General features: G+C 69.5%; 17 protein-coding genes and 1 riboswitch. Of the genes, 14 read left to right on the top strand and 3 right to left on the bottom strand.

Annotation, left to right across the window (positions count from 1 at the left end):
• Positions 1-30 precede the first annotated feature (30 nt).
• From sucC to AB0J95_RS34430, 8 genes are all read left to right on the top strand, one after another.
• Complete coding sequence (sucC, locus tag AB0J95_RS34465) at positions 31-1,206, top strand: ADP-forming succinate--CoA ligase subunit beta (protein WP_364767513.1); 1,176 nt, start codon at positions 31-33, stop codon at positions 1,204-1,206.
• Position 1,207: 1 nt separating this feature from the next.
• Positions 1,208-2,086 carry a succinate--CoA ligase subunit alpha gene (gene sucD, locus AB0J95_RS34460; RefSeq protein ID WP_364767510.1) on the top strand — a complete coding sequence of 293 codons (879 nt, stop codon included), beginning with the start codon at positions 1,208-1,210 and terminating at the stop codon, positions 2,084-2,086.
• Between the two features lie 9 nt (positions 2,087-2,095).
• A complete protein-coding gene (locus AB0J95_RS34455) occupies positions 2,096-3,625 on the top strand; it encodes an aldehyde dehydrogenase family protein (protein ID WP_364767507.1) in 1,530 nt (509 codons plus the stop codon).
• A 44-nt stretch (positions 3,626-3,669) separates the two neighbouring features.
• Positions 3,670-4,266, top strand: coding sequence for a hypothetical protein (locus tag AB0J95_RS34450; RefSeq protein WP_364767504.1), 597 nt, complete (start codon positions 3,670-3,672; stop codon positions 4,264-4,266).
• 39 nt (positions 4,267-4,305) lie between these two features.
• Complete coding sequence (gene cbiE / locus AB0J95_RS34445; RefSeq protein WP_364767501.1) at positions 4,306-5,475, top strand: precorrin-6y C5,15-methyltransferase (decarboxylating) subunit CbiE; 1,170 nt, start codon at positions 4,306-4,308, stop codon at positions 5,473-5,475.
• The gene (gene cobM / locus AB0J95_RS34440; protein WP_364767498.1) at positions 5,472-6,212 is read left to right on the top strand and encodes a precorrin-4 C(11)-methyltransferase; all 741 of its coding nucleotides are present in this window, start codon (positions 5,472-5,474) and stop codon (positions 6,210-6,212) included. The genes cbiE and cobM overlap by 4 nt, the downstream gene beginning before the upstream one ends.
• Before the next feature lie 92 nt (positions 6,213-6,304).
• The gene (locus AB0J95_RS34435; protein WP_364767495.1) at positions 6,305-6,460 is read left to right on the top strand and encodes a hypothetical protein; all 156 of its coding nucleotides are present in this window, start codon (positions 6,305-6,307) and stop codon (positions 6,458-6,460) included.
• The gene (locus tag AB0J95_RS34430) at positions 6,438-7,199 is read left to right on the top strand and encodes a cobalt-precorrin-6A reductase (RefSeq protein ID WP_364767493.1); all 762 of its coding nucleotides are present in this window, start codon (positions 6,438-6,440) and stop codon (positions 7,197-7,199) included. Before AB0J95_RS34435 ends, AB0J95_RS34430 begins: the two co-directional genes overlap by 23 nt.
• Here the strand turns inward: AB0J95_RS34430 and AB0J95_RS34425 are convergent.
• The 3 genes from AB0J95_RS34425 to AB0J95_RS34415 are packed head-to-tail and all read right to left on the bottom strand — an operon-like array spanning position 7,171 to position 10,318.
• On the bottom strand, positions 7,171-8,652 hold the full coding sequence (locus AB0J95_RS34425; RefSeq protein ID WP_364767811.1) for a precorrin-2 C(20)-methyltransferase: 1,482 nt from the start codon (positions 8,650-8,652) through the stop codon (positions 7,171-7,173). The genes AB0J95_RS34430 and AB0J95_RS34425 overlap by 29 nt on opposite strands.
• A gap of 5 nt (positions 8,653-8,657) precedes the next feature.
• Positions 8,658-9,284, bottom strand: coding sequence for a precorrin-8X methylmutase (locus AB0J95_RS34420; protein ID WP_364767490.1), 627 nt, complete (start codon positions 9,282-9,284; stop codon positions 8,658-8,660).
• Positions 9,281-10,318: a hypothetical protein gene (locus AB0J95_RS34415; protein ID WP_364767487.1), complete on the bottom strand. Its 1,038-nt coding sequence runs from the start codon at positions 10,316-10,318 to the stop codon at positions 9,281-9,283. Before AB0J95_RS34415 ends, AB0J95_RS34420 begins: the two co-directional genes overlap by 4 nt.
• Positions 10,319-10,372: 54 nt before the next feature.
• Positions 10,373-10,440, top strand: a riboswitch (cobalamin riboswitch).
• A gap of 55 nt (positions 10,441-10,495) precedes the next feature.
• On the opposite strand from AB0J95_RS34415, the gene cobN reads away from it, so the two are divergent.
• From cobN to AB0J95_RS34385, 6 genes are all read left to right on the top strand, one after another.
• The gene (gene cobN / locus AB0J95_RS34410; protein WP_364767484.1) at positions 10,496-14,074 is read left to right on the top strand and encodes a cobaltochelatase subunit CobN; all 3,579 of its coding nucleotides are present in this window, start codon (positions 10,496-10,498) and stop codon (positions 14,072-14,074) included.
• Between the two features lie 83 nt (positions 14,075-14,157).
• The gene (locus AB0J95_RS34405; RefSeq protein ID WP_364767481.1) at positions 14,158-15,795 is read left to right on the top strand and encodes a serine protease; all 1,638 of its coding nucleotides are present in this window, start codon (positions 14,158-14,160) and stop codon (positions 15,793-15,795) included.
• On the top strand, positions 15,792-18,023 hold the full coding sequence (locus AB0J95_RS34400; protein ID WP_364767478.1) for a tetratricopeptide repeat protein: 2,232 nt from the start codon (positions 15,792-15,794) through the stop codon (positions 18,021-18,023). Before AB0J95_RS34405 ends, AB0J95_RS34400 begins: the two co-directional genes overlap by 4 nt.
• Entirely contained in the window at positions 18,020-19,447 is a 1,428-nt protein-coding gene (locus tag AB0J95_RS34395) for a VWA domain-containing protein (protein ID WP_364767475.1), read from the top strand. Before AB0J95_RS34400 ends, AB0J95_RS34395 begins: the two co-directional genes overlap by 4 nt.
• Complete coding sequence (locus AB0J95_RS34390) at positions 19,444-20,589, top strand: hypothetical protein (protein WP_364767472.1); 1,146 nt, start codon at positions 19,444-19,446, stop codon at positions 20,587-20,589. Before AB0J95_RS34395 ends, AB0J95_RS34390 begins: the two co-directional genes overlap by 4 nt.
• Entirely contained in the window at positions 20,586-21,869 is a 1,284-nt protein-coding gene (locus AB0J95_RS34385; RefSeq protein WP_364767469.1) for an ABC transporter substrate-binding protein, read from the top strand. The genes AB0J95_RS34390 and AB0J95_RS34385 overlap by 4 nt, the downstream gene beginning before the upstream one ends.

Below are 21,869 nucleotides of genomic sequence, written 5' to 3'. Positions count from 1 at the left end.
GCATGGTCCATACTGCATACAGTCTACAACGTGGACCTGTACGAGTATCAAGCCAAAGAGCTCTTTTCGAAGCACGGCGTTCCGACGGGCCCGCAACGGGTCGTCGCCAACCCCACGGACGCCGTAGCCGCCGCCCGGATCCTCGGCCTGCCTGTGGTGATCAAGGCCCAAGTCAAGGTGGGCGGGCGCGGCAAGGCCGGCGGTGTCAAGCTGGCCAGGACCACCGACGAGGTGACCACGCACGCCGAAGCCATCCTGGGCCTGGACATCAAGGGCCACCTGGTGCGCAAGGTGATGGTGACGCCCGCGTCGGACATCGTTCGGGAGTACTACTTCTCCTTCCTGCTGGACCGCGCGAACCGCACGTTCCTCGCGCTGGCGTCGGCCAGCGGTGGCGTGGACATCGAGGAGAACCCGGACACCCTGGCGCGCATCCCGGTGGACGCCGTCGAAGGCGTGGATCTGGCCAAGGCACGCGAGATCGCCGAAGCCGCGGGCCTGCCGGAGGCGGCCGCGCCGGTGCTAGTCCAACTGTGGAAGGTGTTCACCGCCGAGGAGGCCACGCTCGTCGAGGTGAACCCGCTGATCTCCGGCTCCCGGGGCGAGATCGTCGCGCTGGACGGCAAGGTCACGTTGGATGACAACGCTTCCTTCCGCCACCCCGGGCACGCGGACCTCGTCGACACGGCCGCGGAGGACCCGCTGGAGGCCGCGGCGAAGGCCAAGGACCTCAACTACGTCAAGCTGGACGGCCAGGTCGGCATCATCGGCAACGGGGCCGGGCTGGTTATGTCCACATTGGACGTCGTCGCGTACGCGGGCGAACAGCACGGCGGTGTGAAGCCCGCGAACTTCCTGGACATCGGTGGCGGTGCGTCCGCGGACGTGATGGCCAACGGGCTGGAGATCATTCTGTCCGACCCGGATGTGCGCAGCGTGCTGGTGAACGTTTTCGGTGGCATCACGGCTTGTGACGCTGTTGCCAACGGGATCGTGCAGGCGGTCAAGTTCCTCGGCAAGGTGGACAGGCCACTTGTGGTTCGGTTGGACGGCAACAACGCCGAGGAGGGACGTCGTATCCTCGCCGAGGCCGCGCTGCCGGGCGTCTTCCAGATCGAGACCATGGACGAAGCCGCGGACACTGCGGCCAAGCTAGCCTCCGAAGATTCGCTTGCGGGGTCGAGCTTCAGCACAGGTGGGGTGTGACATGGCGATCTTCATCAACTCCGGCAGCCGGGTGATCGTGCAGGGCATGACCGGGTCCGAGGGCCGCAAGCACACCGCCCGGATGCTCGCCGCCGGTACCACCATTGTCGGCGGCGTGACGCCGGGTAAGGGCGGTCAGACTGTCCAGATCGGACAGTCTGACATCCCCGTGTACGACAGCGTCGCCAAGGCGATGGCGGACACCGGCGCGGACACGACGGTGATCTTCGTGCCGCCGAAGTTCGCCAAGGGCGCCGTGGTGGAGGCGATCGACGCGGAGATCGGGCTCGCGGTGGTGATCACCGAGGGCATCCCGGTGCACGACTCGGCGTACTTCTGGGCACACGCTGTCGCCAAAGGAAACCGTACGCGCATCATCGGTCCGAACTGCCCGGGCGTGATCTCGCCGGGCAAGGCCAATGCCGGGATCATCCCGGCGGACATCACCACGGCCGGCCGGATCGGCCTGGTGTCCAAGTCGGGAACCCTGACCTACCAACTGATGTACGAACTGCGGGACATCGGTTTCTCGACGGCTGTGGGCATCGGCGGCGATCCGGTGATCGGCACGACGCACATCGACGCGCTGGCCGCGTTCCAGGACGACCCGGAGACCGAGCTGATCGTGATGATCGGCGAGATCGGCGGGGACGCCGAAGAGCGTGCGGCCGCGTTCGTCAAGGAGAATGTGACAAAGCCCGTTGTCGGCTACGTTGCGGGCTTTACCGCTCCAGAAGGCAAAACCATGGGGCACGCCGGTGCTATCGTCTCAGGATCGGCCGGCACCGCCGCCGCCAAAGCCCAGGCCCTCGAGGCGGCCGGGGTGAAAGTCGGCAAGACCCCTAGCGAGACTGCGACTCTGGCCCGTCAACTGCTGTAAGGGGACGCGATGATCCTCAAGCCAGGCACGAGCTGGGCGGATGCCTACGCCCGCTGCGTCCGGGTTGCGCCCGAGGCCTTTTCGGCCGAACGGGTGGCGAACTTCTGGGGCGGCGGCTGGCATTTCGACGGTCAGCCCAGCTCGGCGACCTCCCCGGTCGACGGTACCGCCATCCAGGGCACGCCAAGGCTCGACGCGGCGACCGCCGCGCAAGCCGTTGCGGCGAGCATGGATGCGCACCGGGCCTGGCGGGATGTCCCGCTGCCGGAACGAAAAGCCCGCGTGACGGCCGTACTGGACGCGTGGACCGAGCACCGCGAGCTGATGGGCCTGCTGCTGGTCTGGGAGATCGGCAAGCCGTGGCGGCTGGCCATGGCCGATGTGGACCGTTGCATCGACGGGGTGCGGTGGTACGTCGAGGAGATCGACCGGATGGTCGGCGGCCGCGTCCCGCTGGACGGCCCGGTCAGCAACATCGCCAGCTGGAACTACCCGATGAGCGTGCTCGCGCACGCGATGCTGGTGCAGGTCCTCGCGGGCAACGCGGTGATCGCCAAGACTCCGACCGATGGCGGCCTGTGCTGCCTGACCTTGGCGACCGCACTGGCCGCCCGCGAGGGCCTGCCCGTTACGCTGGTCAGCGGCAGCGGGTCCGAGCTGTCCACAGTGCTGGTGCGCGGTGACGACATCGGCTGTGTGTCCTTTGTGGGCGGACGGGACGTCGGCGGCCAGATCGCCGGGTCGCTCGCGGACCTGGGCAAGCGGCACATCCTCGAGCAGGAGGGCCTGAACTGCTGGGGCGTCTGGGAGTTCGGCGACTGGGACAGGCTGGCCGGCCAGATCCGCAAGACGTTCGACTACGCCAAGCAGCGCTGCACGGCGTACCCGCGGTTCGTGGTGCAGCGCTCGCTGTTCGACAAGTTCCTGCACACCTACCTCCCGGCGGTCGCGTCCATCCGGTTCGGACACCCGCTCGCGGTTGCCGCGCCGGACGATGAGCCGCCGGCGCTGGACTTCGGCCCGGTGATCAACGCGGCCAAGGCCAAAGAGCTCAACGACCTGGTGGAGGAGGCGATCCACCGGGGCGCGGTGCCGTTGTACCGCGGTTCGGTGGCGGACGGCACTTTCCTGCCCGGTCAGGACACCAGCGCCTACCTCGCCCCGGTGGCGCTGCTCGCGCCACCCCGGTCCTCGCCGCTGTTCCACGCCGAACCCTTTGGTCCGGTGGACACCATTGTCGTGGTGGACACCGAAGCGGAGCTGCTGGCGGCGATGAACGCCAGCAACGGCGCCCTGGTGGCGACACTGTCCTGCGACGAGGAGCGCACCGCCCAACGGTTGGCCAGCGAGGTGCGTGCGTTCAAGGTCGGCATCAACGGGCCACGGTCCCGTGGTGACCGGGATGAGTTGTTCGGTGGGCTGGGCGCTTCCTGGCGGGGCGCCTACGTCGGCGGCGAGCTGCTGGTCCGCGCTGTGACCCAGGGCCCCGCCGACGAACGCCTGCCGGGCAACTTCCCGAACTACACACTCCAGCCATGAATATTCCGCTAGGTGCGGCCGGGTGCCCTGGTTAGTCTGCCGCCGTGAATGACGATCGTCAGGCCGTCTGGGCGGCGGCAGAACAGGCAGTGCGGGATGTGCTCGGCATCGAGCCGACCGAAGAGGCGCTGCTGGAACGAGTCGGCAGGCAGTTGCCAGAAGAAGAAGTCGCGGCCATCGTGGCCGCTGTCGAGCGGGCGAGGCGCAGGAACTACGCGCTCGCGGCTGTGGCCGCGTCGTCGCTGGCCATGGACCACCTGGGGGCTGGCTGGTGGTTCGAGGAACGGAAGGGGACGAACGTCTTCGGACCCCTCGACGATCCGTCGCCGTCCGCGTACGTCCGGTCCGGGGCCGACATCGAGCGGCTGGCCTCTTGGGCGGCGGACGATGTGGCTGTTCTCCTGTGGGGACCGGCGGCCGCCTACATCGACCTGAACGACCCCCGCGCGGCCGAGATCTACGTGGTGCCGCCAGGCACACGGCCCGGTGATCGGCTGTTGCTGTGGTTCGATCCGGGGTCCCTTGTGTACGCCATCGCCGAGGAGACCGGCGTCCGGCTCGACGGCAACGTGTTCTTCTCGCCGACCGAGCGGATCTGGGGAGACTGGCTGGGCGCCACGAACCCGGAGCGGATTGCCTGATCGTGCCCTCCGTGTGCGAAGGTGGGCGCGGAGGGATGCATGATCACGGTGGTGGGTATCGGGGCTGATGGCTGGTCGGGGTTGACCGCCGAGGCCCAGCGGGCGATCGCGGATGCCGAGGTGGTGATCGGCAGCACACGTCAGCTGGAGCTGGTGCCTGCTTCTGTCGGGGCCCAGCGGGTGGCGTGGCCGTCGCCGATGATGCCTGCTGTGCCTGGGATTCTCGCCGAGCACGCGGCGAAGTCGGTGTGTGTGCTGGCGAGTGGGGACCCGATGTTCTACGGGATCGGGTCGAAGATCCCTGCCGACCGGGTGATCCCGCACGTGTCCTCGGTGTCGCTGGCCTGTGCGCGACTGGGGTGGGCACTGGAAGATGTGCAGGTGGTGCGGCAGTTTTCCGCTCTGGGAGCTGCCATTCACCCGGGGCGCAAGGTGCTTGTGTTGTCGGCGGACGCCTCTTCGCCTGCGGAGGTCGCCGCTTTGCTGGTGGCGCGCGGGTATGGGGACAGTGTGCTGGAGATCTTGTCCCACCTGGGCGGCCCCGACGAGAAGCGGATCACCTCGACGGCGGCCGATTTCGCCGGGCCCGTGGACGCGTTGAACGTGGTCGCCATCGAGTGTGTGGGGACAGCGCTACTGCCGACCGTGCCGGGATTGGCCGACTCCGAGTACGAGTCGGACGGGCAGCTGACCAAGCGGGAGGTCCGGGCGATCACGCTGGCGCGGCTGATGCCCATTCCCGGGCAGCTGCTGTGGGACGTAGGTGGGGGATCGGGGAGCATCGCCATCGAGTGGGCGCGGGTGCATCCTTCGTGCCGGGCGGTGTCCATCGAGAAGTCCGCTGAACGGGCCGAGCGGATCAAGCGGAACGTCGAGTCGCTGGGCGTGCCCGGGGTCGGGGTGGTCGTGGGGACGGCTCCGGCGGCGTTGGACGGCCTGGCCGCGCCGGACGCGGTGTTCATCGGCGGCGGGGTGACCGTGCCCGGGATGGTGGAACGCTGCTGGGCGGCGTTGCGGCCGGGCGGCCGGCTCGTGGTGAACGCGGTCACTGTGGAGTCCGAGGCCGTCGTGGCAAGATGGCACGCCGACCTCGGCGGTGATCTGGTCCGGATCTCGATCAGCCGGGGCTCGCCGGTCGGCGGGTTCACCGGGTGGCGGCCGATGATGCCGGTGACGACCTGGGTGATCGCAAAGGAGAACGTGTCTTGACCGTGCATTTCATCGGGGCCGGGCCGGGCGCCGCCGACCTGATCACCGTGCGCGGCCGGGACCTGATCGCGGCCAGCCCGGTCTGCCTGTACGCTGGCGCGCTTGTGCCCGTTGAGCTGCTGGAGTTCTGCCCGCCGGGGGCCCGGCTGGTGGACACGGCGAACCTCAACCTCGACCAGATCGTCGACGAGATGGCCGGCGCGCACGCCGCCGGGCACGACGTGGCCCGGCTCCACTCGGGGGATCCGTCGATCTACAGCGCCATGGCGGAGCAGATGCGCCGGCTGGATGCGCTCCCAGTGCCGTATTCGGTGACACCGGGGGTCCCGGCCTACGCCGCGGCGGCGGCGACTTTGCGCCGCGAGCTGACCGTCCCCGGCCTCGGCCAGACCGTCGTGCTGACCCGCGCCTCGGCCAGGGCCACCCCGATGCCGCCCGGCGAAACCCTTGGGACTCTTGGCAAGAGCGGCGCCACGATGGTGCTTCACCTTGCCGTCCAACGGATCGACGAGGTGGTCGCCGAGCTGCTGCCGAACTACGGTCCGGGGTGTCCGGTCGCGGTGGTCGCGAATGCCAGCCGCCCCAACGAGATCACCCTGCGCGGCACTTTGTCGGACATCGCCGCGCAGGTTCACGAATCGGGGATCAAACGCACCGCGGTCATCATCGTCGGGCCGGTGCTGACCGCCACGGAGTTCTGTGACAGCCATTTGTATTCAGTAGACCGTTTGCGCTGACCGGGTGATCCTGAAGAATTACCCACACCAAAAGTCATCGGCAAGCGCTACCTTCAGTCCCGCTCCACTCAAATGCTCGTTAGGGGAGAGTCGTGGCGCCACTGGAGAAAGACATCCGGACCTTGACCACGCCCGAAGAGGACCTCGTGCACGACATCGCGGCGCTCATTCGCGACATCGACCGCGATCCGTGCGTGCTGCCCGAGCCGCGCGCCGACGTGCGCGGTGCCCGTCGCCTGCGCTGGTGACCTGCGCGTGACCGCTGTGCTCATCCTCGGCGGGACCGGGGAGGGACGGCGGCTGGCCGATCAATGTGTTGGTTTGAGTGGGATAAGCGTTGTTTCCTCTTTGGCCGGTCGGGTTCGTTCGCCCAAAGTGCCCCAGGGAGAAGTGCGGATCGGTGGTTTCGGGGGCGAGACCGGTTTTCGCGACTGGGTGATCGGTCACGGAATTGATGCCGTTGTTGACGCTACGCATCCGTTCGCGTCGGTAATGACCGGGACGGCCGCGAAGGTCACCGGTGAACTGGGGATTCCCTTCGTCGTGCTGCGCAGGCCCGGCTGGGCCGAGCAGCCGGGCGACCGCTGGCACTGGGTGGACAGCGTCGCCGCGGCGGCCGAGGCCCTCGGTGACGAAACGGCGTTCCTGACGACTGGGCGCGAGGAGCTCAAGGCGTTCGCGCATCTGCCGAACCGGTTCGTGGTCCGCAGCGTGGACCCGCCCGAGCCGCCCATGCCGTCGAACCTCTACACAGTTCTGGACCGCGGACCGTTCACTGTGGAGGGTGAACGGCGGCTGATGCGAGAACACGCGATCGAAGTGCTGGTGACCAAGGACAGCGGCGGCGACATGACCAGCGCCAAGCTGCAGGCCGCGCGGGAGCTGCGGCTGCCGGTGATCATGGTGCGCCGGCCGCCGCTGCCCGATGTCGAGACCGTGGACAGCGTGGCGGCGGCCGTCAGGTGGCTGGGTACCGTCGCGGGGTGAAGACCTTGCCGGTGCCGGTCAGCTGAGTCGTCGAGGACCCGATCAGCAGCAGGCAGCGCATGTCCACTGCGGACGGATCGAGCGCGCCGAGCTCCACGATGGTGATCGACTCGTTCGGCCCGCCCACGTCCCGGCCGATCACCACGGGCGTCGACGGCGACCGGTGCTCCAGCAACAGGTCCCGGGCGGCGGCCACCTGCCAGGTGCGGTCCTTCGAGGCCGGGTTGTAGATCGCGACCACCAGGTCGGCCTGGGCGGCCAGGGACAGCCGGGACGCGATGACCTCCCACGGCTTGAGCCGGTCCGACAGCGACAGCACGCAGTAGTCGTGCCCGAGCGGCGCGCCAACCCGGCTGGCGACGGCGTTCGCAGCCGTCACACCGGGCAGCACCGACACTGGAACGGCCGGGTACTCGGTCGCCGCCTCCATGACCGCGCTGGCCATCGCGAACACCCCGGGATCACCGGACGACACGACGGCCACGCGAGCGCCGTCCCGCGCCAGGTCCAGGGCGAACACGGCTCGCTCGGCCTCGACCTTGTTGTCCGAGGAATGCCGTCGCTGCCTCGGGTTCACCGGCACACGGTCGAGGTAGGTCTTGTAGCCGACCAGATCCGTGGCCGTGGACAGGGCTTCCTGGGCTTCCGGCGTGAGCCACTCGCGGCCCGCGGGGCCGAGGCCGACCACGACGACCGACCCCGCAGCGGGCTCGGCGGCGGGAGTGGCCTTGGGCAGAGCGGCCCTGCTGGCCAGGATCGCGAGCGAGAAATAGGGCACCGTCGACGGATCGACTTCGGCCAGCGGCTCGGTGCGTTGCTTGTCGGTGGTGGCTCGTTCGACGTACCAGGCGTCCTCAAGCCGTCCAGCCTCGGCGAGGGCGGCACGGACGTTCGAGAAAGTGCGGCCCAGCTTGAGGATCGCCGCCGAGTCGGTGTTCTTCAGGCGCTCTGCCAACACATCGGGCGGCAGGGTGCCGGGCAGCACGGTGAGGATCTCGTCGCGTTCCACCAGCGGACGGCCGAGTTCGGCGGCGGCGGCGCTGACCGAGGTGACCCCGGGCACGACCTGAGTCGGGTACTTGTGCGCGAGCCGCTTGTGCAGGTGCATGTACGAGCCGTAGAAGAACGGGTCGCCCTCACCCAGCACCACGACATCGCGGCCCGCATCCAGGTGCGCGGACAGGCGTTCGGCGCAGGAGACGTAGAAATCGTCAAGCGCCCCTTGGTATCCGCCGGGATGGTCGGTGGTCTCGGTGGTGATCGGGTACATCAGCGGCTCCTCGATCTGGCCGGGCCGCATGTACCCGGCCGCGATCGAGCGCGCGATGGACCGCCCGTGCCGGGCCATGTGGTACGCGATCACGTCGGCCGACCCGATCAGCCGGGCCGCCTTGACGGTAATGAGTTCCGGGTCGCCTGGGCCGAGCCCAACACCCCACAGCCGGCCGGTCACCACCGTCACTCCTCCTCACTCGCGATCGCGTTCACCGCGGCGGCGGTGATGGCACTGCCACCCCGCCGGCCGCGAACCACCAGATACTCCAGGCCCAGGTCGTTGGCCGCCAAGGCATCCTTGGACTCGGCCGCCCCGACGAACCCGACCGGGATGCCGAGCACCGCGGCGGGCTTGGGCGCCCCGCCCGCGATCATGTCCAGCAGGTGGAACAAGGCGGTGGGCGCGTTCCCAATCGCCACAACCGAACCACCAAGCCGGTCACGCAGAAGTTCAAACCCCGCAACGCTCCTGGTGTTGCTCAGCTCCGCGGCCAGCGCGGGCACCCGGGGGTCGGCGAGCATGCACACGACCTCGTTGTCGGCGGGCAACCGGCGTCGAGTCACACCGGCGGCGACCATCTGCGCATCACACAGGATCGGTGCGCCAGCACGCAAAGCGGCGCGCGCGGCCGCGACGGCGTTGGGCGAGAACGAGATGTCGCGGACCAGGTCGACCATGCCGCAGGCGTGCACCATCCGGACCGCGACCTGGGCGACGTCCGCGGGTAATCCGCCGAGGTCCGCCTCCGCGCGGATGGTGGCGAACGACTGGCGGTAGATCTCCGCCCCGTCCCGGACATAGCTCGTCACTCGACCCTCCGATATCCCTCGCCGGTGGCGATCATGTCTACTGCTCCGGCTGGTCGTCCGCACCGCCGCTCACATCCCGACCAGTGCACGGGAAGCGTGTCCTTCCGCGTGCCAACCCATTCGGCGGCGTCCGCGCGGACGTCCGCGAGCGATTTGGCGCAGCCCGGCCGGCCTGTGCACGCGGTGACCCCATTCCACGGTGAGGCCGGCGAGGTGATCAGGCCGGTGCCGTCGAGTGACGGCCGTCCAGGCACGACCACACTTCGCCACGGCGTCAGCCGCAACCAGGGGAACGAGCCCAACGCCTCAGCCTGCGCGGCGGTCAACCGTCCCAACGGCGCTCCGACCACGGACACGTCACCGTACGGCCCAGGCAGCAAAGGCTCCGGCGGCGGCACCGAAATCCGTTCCGCACCAGGCACTCCCACGGCCTCGATGACCCGCGCCACCCCGTCCGGCACCTCGGCGAGCCGCCACGCGTCACCCCGGATGGCCAGAAACCGCCGTGCCGCAGTGACAACGGCCGCGACCGGGTCCGCCACCCGGATGCCCGTGTCGGTCCCGGCCAGCAAAAGCGCGGCCCCGACCAGCCCGATGTCGCCGTTGAGCCCGGCCACGTCCGCGCCGATCGTGACCAGGAACCGCCCAGGCAGCCCGGCGAGGTCACCAGCAGCGCAAAGTGCCGCGTCGATGGCGTCCACAAGGTGTTGATCATCACCCAGCGGGGACGCGATGATGTTGCGCACACGCTCGTGGCTGAGCGACGGCAACAGCCCGGCCCGCCACAACCGGTCAGCCAGTTCGAGGGGCGCCGACGGGCCCAGGCCGCGGATCTGCAGGTTCGCCCGCGAGGTCAGTTCCAGGCCGCCGTCGCCGAGTGCCGAGGACGCCTCGAAAACCGTCCTGAACTGGGCGTTCGTCAGCGTTCCGCCGGGTACCCGGATGCGCGCCAGCCCACCGTCGGCGGCCTGGTGCACGGCGATCGCACCTGGGCACGCGTCCGGCCGCGCGCGGTCGGGTGATGAAGCGGACATGGGCTGGAGCCTACGTCCTCAGCAGGTATGGTCAGTTCGAACGAGCGGTAGAGGGAGGAAGCCGGTGCGAGACCGGCGCGGTCCCGCCACTGTGACCGGGGCGACCCGGGAGCCAGACACTCCGGCCGCCGTCCCTGCGTCTCGGGGCGAGGACCTCGGGGGAGTGGAGCGTGCCGCGTGATCGTGCTGCTGTCGACGTCCGACACCGACCTTCTGTCCGCGCGGGCCAGTGGCGCCGGCTTCCGGCTCGGCAACCCGGCCCGGCTGGAAGTGGCCGACCTGCCTGACCTCGTCGACGGCGCTGACCTGGTGGTCGTGCGCATTCTCGGCGGCCGGCGGGCCTGGGAGGAGGGCCTGGACGCGCTGCTCGCGGGGCCCCGCCCGGTGGTCGTTCTCGGCGGTGAGCAGGCGCCGGACGCGGAGCTGATGGAGCTGTCGACCGTTCCGGCGGGTGTGTGCGCGGAGGCGCACGCGTACCTCGCGCACGGCGGCCCGGCGAACCTGACTGAGCTGTTCAACTTCCTGTCCGACACCGTGCTGCTGACCGGTATCGGCTTCAATCCACCTGCTGCCACCCCGACCTGGGGCCTGCTCGAGCGTGCGGCCAAAGGCACTGGTCCGACGGTCGCTGTGCTGTACTACCGCGCTCACCACATGGCCGGGAACACGGCCTTCGTGCACACCTTGAGCGACGCGATCGAGGCCGCCGGCGGCCAGGCGTTGCCGGTCTACTGCTCGTCGTTGCGCACAGCGGAACCGGAACTCCTTGCCATCCTGGGCAAAGCGGACGCGCTCGTGGTCACCGTGCTGGCCGCCGGGGGAACCAAACCGGCCGCGGCCTCGGCCGGTGGGGACGAGGAAGCCTGGGATGTTGGTGCGCTGGCCGCGTTGGACGTGCCCATCCTGCAAGGCCTCTGCCTGACCACGAGCCGCGCGAGTTGGGACGAGAACGACGACGGGCTGTCCCCGCTGGACACCGCGACCCAGGTGGCGATCCCCGAGTTCGACGGCCGGATCATCACGGTCCCGTTCTCGTTCAAGGAGATCGACCCGGACGGCCTCACGGTGTACGTCGCCGACGAGGAACGAGCCGCGCGCGTGGCCGGAATCGCCGTCCGGCATGCCTCTCTGCGGCACATCCCGACGGCCGAGCGCAAGATCGTCCTGATGCTGTCGGCCTACCCGACCAAGCACTCGCGGATCGGCAACGCGGTCGGCCTGGACACCCCGGCGAGCGTGGTGCGGCTGCTCAAGGCGATGCGCGAACGCGGCTACGACGTGGGCGAACTGCCTGGCGTCGAGGCGCAGGACGGCGACGCGCTGATCCACGCCCTGATCGCGGCCGGTGGCCAGGACGCCGACTGGCTGACCGAGGACCAGCTCACCACCAACCCGGTGCGCATCGCCGCGGCGAAATACCGAGCGTGGTTCGCGACCCTGCCGGACGACACGCGCGCCGAGATCGAGCGGCACTGGGGCGCCCCGCCCGGCGACCTGTTCGTCGACCGGTCGCGGGACTCCGACGGCGAGATCGTGCTGGCCGCCTTGCGGGCCAACAACATCGTCGTGATGGTGCAGCCGCCGCGCGGGTTCGGCGAGAACCCGATCGCCATCTACCACGATCCCGACCTGCCGCCGAGCCACCACTACCTGGCCGCGTACCGCTGGCTGCAGGACGAGTTCGGCGCGCACGCGATGGTCCACGTCGGCAAGCACGGGAACCTGGAGTGGTTGCCCGGCAAGACAGTCGGCATGTCCGCGGGCTGCGGGCCGGACGCCGCACTCGGCGACATGCCGTTGATCTACCCGTTCCTGGTCAACGACCCGGGCGAGGGCACGCAGGCCAAACGCCGTGCGCACGCGACGCTGGTCGATCACCTTGTGCCGCCGATGTCCCGCGCCGACAGCTACGGCGATATCGCGCGGCTGGAGCAGTTGCTCGACGAGCACGCGAACATCGCCGCGATGGACCCGGCCAAGCTGCCCGCGGTCCGCGCGCAGATCTGGACGCTGATCCAGGCCGCCAAGCTGGACCACGACCTGGGTTTCGAGGACCGCCCCCACGACGCCGAGTTCGACGAGTTCATCCTGCACGTCGACGGCTGGCTGTGTGAGATCAAGGACGTGCAGATCCGCGACGGCCTGCACATCCTCGGTGTGGCGCCGGAGGGTGAGGCGCGGGTCAACCTGGTGCTGGCCATGTTGCAGGCACGGCAGATGTGGGGCGGCCAGGCCGCCGCGCTGCCCGGTCTGCGCGAGGCGCTGGGTCTGTCCGAAATGGACAACAACCGCGAGGCCACCGACGCGATCGAGGCCCAGGCCCGGGCTCTGGTCGAGGGCATGGAGGCCGCCGGGTGGTCCACGGACGCGGTTTCGGCCATCGTGCAGGACGTTCTCGGCCGGGAAGACGAGGTGGTGGGCGGGATCCTGGTGTTCGCCGCGACCGAAGTCGTACCTCGCCTGGCGAAGACCACCGACGAGCTGGACCACGTGCTGCACGCGTTGGACGGCGGGTACATCCCGGCCGGTCCGTCCGGTTCACCGTTGCGTGGCCTGATCAACGTGCTGCCGACCGGGCGCAACTTCTATTCGGTCGACCCCAAGGCCGTGCCGTCCCGGCTGGCCTGGGAGACCGGTCAGGCGATGGCCGACTCGCTGCTGGCCCGGTACCGCAAGGACACCGGCGAATGGCCGCCATCGGTCGGGCTTTCCGTGTGGGGCACCAGCGCGATGCGCACCGCGGGCGACGACATCGCCGAAGTGCTTGCGCTGCTGGGTGTCCGCCCGCTCTGGGACGACCAAAGCCGCCGGGTCACCGGGCTCGAGGTGATCTCGCCGGAGGAACTCGGCCGGCCGAGGATCGACGTCACCGTCCGGATCTCCGGGTTCTTCCGCGACGCCTTCCCGCACGTGGTGGCGTTGCTCGACGACGCCGTCCAACTCGTTGCCACGCTGGACGAACCGGACGGACAGAACTTCGTTCGCGCGCACACCAAGGCGTCCCAGGCCGAGCACGGCGATTCCCGGCGCGCGACAATGCGGATCTTCGGCTCCAAGCCGGGCGCGTACGGCGCCGGGCTGCTGCCGTTGATCGACTCCCGCAACTGGCGCGACGACGCCGACCTGGCCGAGGTCTACGCGGTCTGGGGCGGCTACGCCTACGGCCGTGACCTCGACGGAGTCCAGGCGCGGCCGGACATGGAGACCGCGTACAAGCGGATCGCGGTGGCGGCCAAGAACATCGACACCCGCGAGCACGACATCGCCGACTCCGACGACTACTTCCAGTACCACGGCGGGATGATCGCGACTGTGCGTGCCCTGACCGGCAAGGCGCCGGCCGCCTATGTGGGTGACAGCACCCGGCCGGACGCGGTGCGGACCCGCACGTTGAACGAGGAGACAACAAGGATCTTCCGTGCGCGCGTGGTCAACCCCCGCTGGCTGACGGCCATGCGCAAGCACGGTTACAAGGGCGCGTTCGAACTACAGGCCACTGTGGACTACCTGTTCGGCTACGACGCCACCACCGGTGTCGTCGCCGACTGGATGTACGAACAGCTCGCCGCCAGCTATGTCCTCGATGAGGAGAACAAGAAGTTCCTGTCCGAGGCCAACCCCTGGGCGCTGCACGGGATCTCCGAGCGGTTGCTCGAAGCGGCCGACCGCGGAATGTGGCAGCACCCCGAGCAGTCGACGCTCGACGCGTTGCGCGCGGTCTACCTGGCCACCGAAGGTGATCTCGAAGGTCGCTGAGCAGCAGGGAAATATTGGGCCATTTGAGGGACGAGTCGGCGAACCGGCCACATCGCTGCTGGTGAACCCGTAAGGTGTCGGCCGTGCTGGCTGACTATGGGAGTTCGCCAGGGCCCGCGCGGTTCATCGATCCGTGGCGGGTGCGCATCCGCCTCGGGGAGGGGCAGAAGGTACCGGCCGGTGCCGGAGTGCTGCTCGGCAACCGGAATGTGCTGACCTGCGCGCATGTGCTCGACGGTGAGGACGACGAGGTCCTCGTCGACTTCGTCGGTGTGCGAAACGGCGGCACCGGCATCGCGCGGGTGGTCCCCGGCTGTTTCGTCCCGCCGATGGACGACCAGCGAGGCGATGTGGCCCTGCTGCGGCTGGACCGGCCGCCGGCCGATGGCATCGGGACGCAGCTGCGCCGGACCGCGCTCAGCTGGGATCGCGCCGTGCGCACGTTCGGGTTTCCGCTGGACGTGCGGCTGCGTGATGTGTGGCATGGGGTCTGGGCGCGCGCGACGCTGGCCGGTGAGGCCGGGCCGGGCATGGAATGGCTGCAGATGAACGCCCGCTCGATGACCGAGCAGCGGGTCCGCGGCGGGTTCAGCGGCGCCGGGGTGGCCGACGAGCAGACCGGTGCCGTGCTGGGCATCGTCGTCGGTGAGTACAACGAACAGAGCGCGAGCCTCTCGTGGATGATCCCGGTCGAGACGATTCTCTACTACCTGCCCCAGGTCGCCGAGTGGGTGTCCGGGGAGGGCCCGGCCGACCCGGTGTTCAGCCGCCCGGTCGGACCGGCCGCCGACCAGGCCGGGATCACCAAGGACCTGATCGAGTGGCTCGGCAGCCGTGGCACCGGTGACGTGGTGCGGATCGTGGTCGGCCCGGAACTGGCCGCGCTGCAACGAATCGTGCCGATGACCAGCCGGGAGCACCGGCCCGCCTCGGTGGACGGCCCGGCGCCCGCGGTCGGCAGCATCGACCTGGCGCTGGACGCGACCGGCAAGAGCCTGGACGAGATCTCCCGGCGGATCGTCGGCCGGACCGGCATCGCGCTGGACGAGTCCAGCACGCCGAGCGACCAGGTCCGCGCCGGGCTGCCGCCGATGACCGTGGTGGTGTTCGGCGTCGACGAGGCCCGGCAGCCGGAAGTCCTGGTGGAGGAGGTGCTCCGGCCGCTGGCCGAGCGCGGCACCCGGCTGGTGCTGGGTTTCCATCGCGCGTCCTCGCGAAGTCTCGCGCTGGCAAGGTCGTGGGAGGTGGGCACCGTGCCCTACCGGCTCGACCGGCTGGCCGACCGGATCGCGGATCTCGGCCAGGCCGAGCAGGACCTGGCCGCCCGCCGGGCACGGCTGGGCGAGACGGGCTCCGGTCTGGTGCACGCCCCGAAACTGCGGCTGCGGCTGAGCGCGATCCGCCAGGCCGGTAGTGGTCCACAGTGGACGGAAGCGCTCGACTCGCTGGAACGTTCGGTGACCCGGGCCGAGCGCCGGATCGCGGACGCGAGGGCACGGCCGGACGCGAACCTCGCCGCCCGCGACGAGCAACGCGGGCTGCTGGACGTCTACCGGACCGAGGCGGTCCAGGGCGGCGTCGTCGAGCAACCGGCTCTGGTGCGGCTCTACCAGGACGCCTATGACCTGCTTCACCTGCCACCACTGAACTTACCGGCCGCCCGCGCCGCCGTGCGGGCCTATGGGGACGCCGTCCGGCGTGCGTTGGAGGACAAGTCATGAGGCCGTGCAACCGGCCATCCTGCGAGGGAACGATCGACGCGACCGGGTTCTGCACGGTCTGCTTCCGGCAACCGGCGAAGACAGCGCCGCCGCCGAAACAGCCGGAACCACAACAGAAGCCGCCGGACCCGCCGTCCTCCCGTACGGTCGTGGTGAACGCGGGCGGCGACGACACCCTGTCACTGCCGATCTTCTCCTTCCCCGACCCGTCCAGCCGGATCATCCAGAACCCGGACGCGCCCGACCGCGGTCACAAGTGCAGCAACTGCGGCAAGCAGATCAACCACGGTTACGGCGGCCAGCCGCCGCTCAGCGAAGGCTTCTGCCCGCACTGCCGTCACCCGTTCTCCTTCCTGCCCAGCCTGCACACGGGCGATCTGGTGCACCGGCAGTACGAGATCCTGGGGTGCTTCGCCCGCGGCGGCTTCGGCTGGGTCTACCTGGCCAGGGACAAACGGCTCGGCGGCAACCTGGTCGTCCTCAAAGGACTGATCGACGCCGCCGACAGCGACATCGCCAGGGCCGAGCGGGACGCGCTGATCCGGATGGACCACCAGAACATCGTGCGGATCTTCAACTTCGTCGAGCACGAGGACAAGCGCACCGGCGAGACGCGCGAGTACATCGTGATGGAGTACGTCGACGGCCTGGTGCTGAGCGAGATCCAGAAGGCGGCGCACGACGGCCGTACGCCGCTGGGCGAACCGTTGCGGATCGAGCACATCATCGCCTGCGGCCTGCAGGTGCTGTCCGCGTTCGAGTACCTGCACGGCCGCGGGTTGCTGTACTGCGACATGAAGCCGGACAACGTGATCCTGCGGCCGGGCACCCGGGGGGAGACCAGCGACAGCCGGATCAAGCTGATCGACATGGGGGCTGTCCGCCGCACCGGCCAGAAGACCGGGAAGATCATCCACACGCACGGTTTCCTGCCCGAGGGGGAGATCACCAAACTGTCCGAGCAGTCGGACATCCACACCCTCGCGGTGACGCTGGAGCGCCTTTTCCACGCCACCCGCGACTGGGTCGACCTGGGGTCGGCGAAGAGCCCGATCGCGGTGGGGCTCGCGTCCTTCGACCGGTTGCGCAAACGGGCCCAGCACGAGGATCCGCAGCGGCGGTTCGGCAGCGCGGCCGAGATGGCCGAGCAGCTGCGCGGTGTGCACCGGGAGATCTCCGCCCTGCGCGAGCAGCGCGAACGTCCGACACCGTCCACTCTGTTCGCACCGACCGCGGTGCTGCTGGACGCCGGGCTGGGAGTCGTTCCCTCACTGGAACGCTGGACGCACGGCGACAGCACCACCGGGACCGGCGCGCCGCTGGTCCACGGGCTGCCCGAGCCGGTGATGGTCGCAAGTGGACTGCCGACACCGCACGTGGATCCGGCCGACAGCGCCGCCGGTGAGGTCCTCGCGGCGACCGCGGGCGAACCGGAGGCGCGCCGGTTGCTGGACAAGCTGGCGGCCGCCAAGCCGGGCACGCCGGAACTGTGTTTCGTCCGCTGCCGTGCGCAGATCGAGCTGGGCGACCTGGCGGGGGCCGAGAAAAGCCTAGCCCAGGTGCCGAAGTCGGTCAGGGACTGGCGGATTGCCTGGCACCAGGCGTTGCTGAAGCTGGCCACCGGCAAAACCGAAGCGGCGCAGGCGTACTTCGAGACCGTCTACGACCTCGTGCCCGGTGAGTCCGCGCCCAAACTGGCCCTCGGCTACTGCGCCGAGTACCTGGAGGACCACGAGACCGCGGAACGCCTGTACACCGCGGTGTGGCGGCGGGACCACTCGCAGGGCAGCGCCGCGTTCGGCCTGGCCCGGATCAACCTGGCCCGGCTGAACCGCAAGGGCGCGGTGGACATCCTGGACGAGGTGCCCAAGGTGTCCCGGCACTACGACGCCGCGGCGGCCGCCGCGGTGATCGTCCTTTCCGGACAGTTGAGCCGGCCCGGCGGCGGGACCGAGCCGCCCTCACCGGGTTCGTTGACCGCGGCGGCCGCGCGGCTGCCCACGTTGTACGTCGACGACGAGGCCCGGGTCCGGCTGACCGCGATCATCTACGAGGCGGCGTTCGTGCTGGCTCAGCAGGAACAGCCGACGTCACTGGGGGAGGAACAGGAGCTGAGAAGACACCTGGCGAGGTCGTACCGGGCGATGGCCGGGCAGGCGCGCACCGCCGAGGACCACAACGTGCTGATCGACCTCAAGAACGAGATCCGGCCGTGGAGCTTGCGATGACCGGCCCGGTGTTCGGCATGACCGTCGGCCAGAACAAGTATCTGGCCACAGTGGACGATGAGATGCACGCCGTGCTGCGGGTCACCGCACAGGGTCTGGACGCGGCGGCCGACGGCGGCGCGACCGAGGCAGCCGAGGTCATCGCGATCGACTGCTCCGGGTCGATGGGCTACCCGCCGACCAAGATCAGCGCGGCCCGGCACGCGACCGCCGCCGCCATCGACGCCCTGCGCGACGGCGTCCACTTCGCGGTGATCGAGGGCACCGACATCGCGACCGTGGCCTACCCGCGCCAACAACGCCTGGTGCCCGCGTCCAGGGAGACCCGCGAGGCGGCCAAGGCGGCGGTGAAACGCTTGCAGCCCAACGGTGGCACCGCGATGGGCAGCTGGCTGTGGCTGGCCCGGTCCTTGCTGGCCGCCCACCCGGCCGCGGTGCGGCACGTGATGCTGCTCAGCGACGGCCGCAACGAGACCGAGACCCGGGCCGAGCTGGAGCGGGTGCTCGCCAGGTGCGAGGGCGAGTTCGTCTGCGACGCGAGGGGAATCGGCGACAACTGGTCGCCGGAGGAGCTGCTGCGGATCGTGTCCGTGCTGCACGGCTCGGCGGACGGCATCCGTGAGCACGGCGACCTGGTTGCCGACTTCGCCGAGATGATGCACTCGGCGATGAGCAAGGTCGTGCCGGACCTGCGGCTGCAGATCATGACCCCGCCGTACGCGCGGGTCCGGTTCGTCAAGCAGACCTTCCCGGTGGAGGCCGACCTGACCGAGTTCGGCACCCCCATGGACAACGCCACAACCGTGTACTCCACCGGGTCCTGGGGCGATGAGCGCCGCGAGTTCCACATCTGCCTGCAGGTGGCGCGCGGGGACATGCCGGCGGACGAGGACATCCTGGCCGCCCGGGTCTCGCTGGCCGCGGTCCGGGACGGCGAGGACATCGGCGCGGACGCCCCACCGGTGGCGATCCGGGTGCACTGGACCGGCGACCTGACCAAGTCCAGCGTGATCAACAGCGCGGTCGCGCGGGCGCTGGGGCAGACCGAGCTGGGCGAGACCGTGATGGCCGGGTGCGAGGCGTACGACGCCGGGAACCTGGACCTGGCGGCCCAGCGCTGGGGCCAGGCCCTCAAGCTCGCTCTGGACCTGCACAACGACAAGATCGCCGAACGCATGCGCAGGCTGATCGACGAGGACCCGGACGGCACCGCGCATGTCAAGCCGGACCTGCGGCCGGAGGACCTGATGCGGGCCGCGATGAGCTCGGTGTTCTCCACCCTCGGCCCGGAGGACGAGGACGGCGCCGCGGCACCGGATGCGCCATCCGGGCCGGACCGCAAGTGCCCCAACTGTGACCGGATCTCGCCCGCCACGGACAACTTCTGCCAAGGCTGCGGAACCTCGTTCGAGGACGACGAATGACGGTCACGGCCGAGCGGGTCAAGGTCACGCCCCGGAGCACGACCAAGCGGCGGCTGCAGCGGTGGGTCGTGGGCCTGCTGGCGGTCTCGGTGGTGCTCGTCGGGCTGTCCTGGTGGTTCTACGAGGATGTGCACCGGACCATCGACACGGTCCGCACCAAGGCCGCACCGGCCCAACTCGCCGCGGCCGCGGCGAAATCGGCCCTGGCCAAGGCCGACTACCTGGCGCTGCACAGTTTCCCGGTGCGGGACCAGACCGGTACCCCGGCGCAGGAGCTGTCCGGGTGGCCGGGTGACCAGTACCAGAACCAGATCGCGGTGGTCAGCCAGAGCCTCGCCCAGGTGGCCGAGGACAACCTGGCCGGTGACGCGGGCAGCCAGCAGATCCAGCTCGTCGAAGGCCTGCTGGTGGCCTACACCGGGTGGATCGAACAGGCCGACATGCATCGCCGCGAGGGTTCCGACGTACTGGCCACAGTGGACATCTGGTACGCGTCCCGTTTGTTGAACACAACGGACACCGGGGTCCTCGCCCAGATGGACCTCCTGCTGAAGACCCAGCAGGAGGCCATGGACGACCAGCTGCCCAGCGGGTTCACCGGGATCGTGCGGACTGTCCTGCTGGGGCTGTCCTTCCTGGCGCTCGCCGCGATGCTCGTGCTGGTGCAGGTGTTCCTGCGGTGGCGGTTCCGTCGCTCGGTGAACATCTACCTCGGCGCGGCAACGGTCCTGCTGGTGGGGTTCGCCGTGTTCCCGGTGGTCACCGTTGTGGCGCAAGGACAGCTGAGCTCGGCCACCGGCGAACTACGTGACGTCGTCGACGTATGGCAGTCGCGAACCGCCGACACGGTCGGCGCCGGTCAGCAGCAGCTGAACTCGATCATGGTCCCGGTCTGCCGCGACGGTTGCGGTGAGACGGTCGCGCGGTTCGGCGGGACCGCTGCGCCACCCTGGTCGGGGCGGCAGCCGGCGTTGAACGATCCCGACATCGGGACCAAGACCAAGCAAGCCAACCAAAGGATCGCCGACGCCGGGGTGGCCGGTCTCGACCTGGTGCTCGTGCTCGCCGGGCTGGCGCTGATCGCGCTGGTGGTGGCCGGGTTCTGGCGGCGGATCCTGGAATACAGGTTTGAGGCACGATGAGATTCCTGCCCTTGCTGCTCGCCGTTGTGCTGGTGGTCCCGGCCTGTTCGGCCACCGGGTCGTCCGGCACGGTCACCGTTCTCGCGTCCTGGCTGCAGAACAAGGACGGGACCGGCGAGGGCGACCGGTTCCGTGAGGTGCTGGACGCGTTCGAGAGCAAGGAGAACATCAAGGTCAACTATGTCGGCACGCGCGCGCTGACCCAGGTGCTGCAGTCGGAGGTGCTGAAGGGCACGCCGCCGGACATCGCGGTGCTGTCCAGCCCGGGCGAGCTGGCCTCGTTGGCACGTCAGCAGTACGTCAAACCGCTCGACACCATCGTGGCGCAACCCGAGGACCAGTACAGCAAGCAGTGGCAGGAACTGGAGAAAGTGGGGCGGGACAAGCGGTACGGCGTCGCGATCAAGGCCGACCTGAAGAGCCTGGTCTGGTTCAACCCGAGCCGCACGCCCAGACCGCCGGACGGTTTCGGCCTCACCGGGTACACGTGGTGCGGCGGCCTCGGCGGCACCCCAGACTCCGGCTGGCCGGGCACCGACTGGATCGAGGACATCCTGCTGCACCAGGCCGGCCCGGAAGCGTACCGGAAATGGGCGTCCGGTCAGCCGCAGGCGCCGTCGACCCTCGCCGTGCCGCCGGTGTGGAACAACGACATCGTCCGTCGCGCTTGGTCGACGTGGGGCGAGGTGCTGGCCAAGTCGAACCCGCGATCGGTGCTGCTGACCGATTTCGGGGACGCCGGGCGGCCGCTGTTCGCGGGCACCCCGGGGTGCGGGCTCGACCACCAGCCGTCGTTCATCGCCGGTGTGTACCAGGGGTATGACGAGAAACCGTTGCCTGGCAAAGACTTTGACTTCACCGCGTTCCCGGGGTTGGGCTCAACGACCAAGTCCTGGGAGGTGTCGGCGGACATGGCGGCGATGTTCAACGACACCGAGCCGGCCCGCAAGCTGATCAGCTTCCTGGCCGGCCCGGAGGCGCAACGCATCTGGCCCGGCCGCGGCGGTGCGTTCTCGGTGAACCGCAAGGTCGAGCCGGCGGTCTACCCGAACGACGTGAGCAAGCGGATCGCGGGCACGCTCACGGCGTCGGACACGTTGTGCTTCGACGCGTCCGACTTGATGCCCGCGACCGTCCGGACCGCCTTCTACCGCGCCGTGCTGGAATACGTGAACGCACCCGACCGCGAGCAACGGCTGCCCGGGTTGCTCGCCGAACTCGACCAGGTCAGCGCCAGCCTCAGTGACGAATGGCTCGAAGTCCGCTGCGGCACCGGATGA

Origin of the sequence: Actinocrispum sp. NPDC049592, from assembly GCF_040675465.1 — a bacterium.
GTDB lineage: Bacteria > Actinomycetota > Actinomycetes > Mycobacteriales > Pseudonocardiaceae > Kibdelosporangium.
The sequence above is the reverse complement of the archived record's forward strand: the minus strand, read 5'-3'. Positions and strand labels throughout refer to the sequence as shown.

Coding starts and splice junctions, on each gene's coding strand:
- AB0J95_RS34390 (WP_364767472.1), top strand. CDS start 19,444: ATGACGGTCACGGCCGAGCGGGTCAAGGTCACGCCCCGGAGCACGACC.
- AB0J95_RS34455 (WP_364767507.1), top strand. CDS start 2,096: ATGATCCTCAAGCCAGGCACGAGCTGGGCGGATGCCTACGCCCGCTGC.
- AB0J95_RS34415 (WP_364767487.1), bottom strand. CDS start 10,318: ATGTCCGCTTCATCACCCGACCGCGCGCGGCCGGACGCGTGCCCAGGT.
- cbiE (WP_364767501.1), top strand. CDS start 4,306: ATGATCACGGTGGTGGGTATCGGGGCTGATGGCTGGTCGGGGTTGACC.
- AB0J95_RS34400 (WP_364767478.1), top strand. CDS start 15,792: ATGAGGCCGTGCAACCGGCCATCCTGCGAGGGAACGATCGACGCGACC.
- sucD (WP_364767510.1), top strand. CDS start 1,208: ATGGCGATCTTCATCAACTCCGGCAGCCGGGTGATCGTGCAGGGCATG.
- AB0J95_RS34395 (WP_364767475.1), top strand. CDS start 18,020: ATGACCGGCCCGGTGTTCGGCATGACCGTCGGCCAGAACAAGTATCTG.
- AB0J95_RS34385 (WP_364767469.1), top strand. CDS start 20,586: ATGAGATTCCTGCCCTTGCTGCTCGCCGTTGTGCTGGTGGTCCCGGCC.